Raw genomic sequence first — 644 nt, 5'->3', positions numbered from 1 at the left:
GGTGTGAAGGCACTCGCCACACTTCCGTCGCTCGATGAGCTGCGCGCCAGGCTGGTTGGCATGATCGCCACGCCGGCAACCCGGATCGCCCAGATCGTCAATGCGCCAGCGGCCTCGGTCGCGCGCGTCATCGGCGCTTACGCCCGGAAGGACGAGGCGGCATGAGGCCGTTCCTCGCTATCACAAACACACGTTCGAACCTTATGAAGGAACACAACAATGGCTGATCTCGCAAAGATCGTAGACGACCTTTCGAAGCTGACCGTCCTCGAGGCGGCCGAGCTGTCGAAGCTTCTGGAAGAAAAGTGGGGCGTTTCCGCCGCTGCTCCGGTGGCTGTTGCCGCCGCTGGCGGTGGTGCGGCCGCTGCTGCTCCGGTCGAGGGAAAGACGGCATTCGACGTCGTCCTCACCGAGGCAGGCGCTCAGAAGATCAACGTCATCAAGGAAGTCCGCGCCATCACCGGTCTTGGCCTCAAGGAAGCCAAGGATCTGGTCGAAGCGGCTCCGAAGCCGGTCAAGGAAGGCGTTTCCAAGGCCGACGCTGACAAGTTCAAGGCCCAGCTGGAAGCAGCCGGCGCCAAGGTCGACCTGAAGTAATCGTGAAAGCGGCGGGCGGCCTCGCGCCGTCCGCCACTCCCTTCGCC

Annotated in this window: 1 protein-coding gene and 1 pseudogene; both read left to right on the top strand. The window is 63.7% G+C overall.

The genetic code is table 11. The annotated features are described in order from the left end of the window. Positions 1 to 165, top strand: a pseudogene (locus tag EN906_RS36315) (50S ribosomal protein L10); the annotation flags it as partial. 54 nt (positions 166 to 219) lie between these two features. Then, complete coding sequence (gene rplL / locus EN906_RS36310) at positions 220 to 597, top strand: 50S ribosomal protein L7/L12 (RefSeq protein WP_127375880.1); 378 nt, start codon at positions 220 to 222, stop codon at positions 595 to 597. The last annotated feature ends 47 nt before the right edge of the window (positions 598 to 644 follow it).

Origin of the sequence: Mesorhizobium sp. M7A.F.Ca.CA.004.06.1.1 (genome assembly GCF_003999135.1) — a bacterium.
GTDB lineage: Bacteria > Pseudomonadota > Alphaproteobacteria > Rhizobiales > Rhizobiaceae > Mesorhizobium.
The sequence above is the reverse complement of the archived record's forward strand: the minus strand, read 5'-3'. Positions and strand labels throughout refer to the sequence as shown.

Coding starts and splice junctions, on each gene's coding strand:
- rplL (WP_127375880.1), top strand. CDS start 220: ATGGCTGATCTCGCAAAGATCGTAGACGACCTTTCGAAGCTGACCGTC.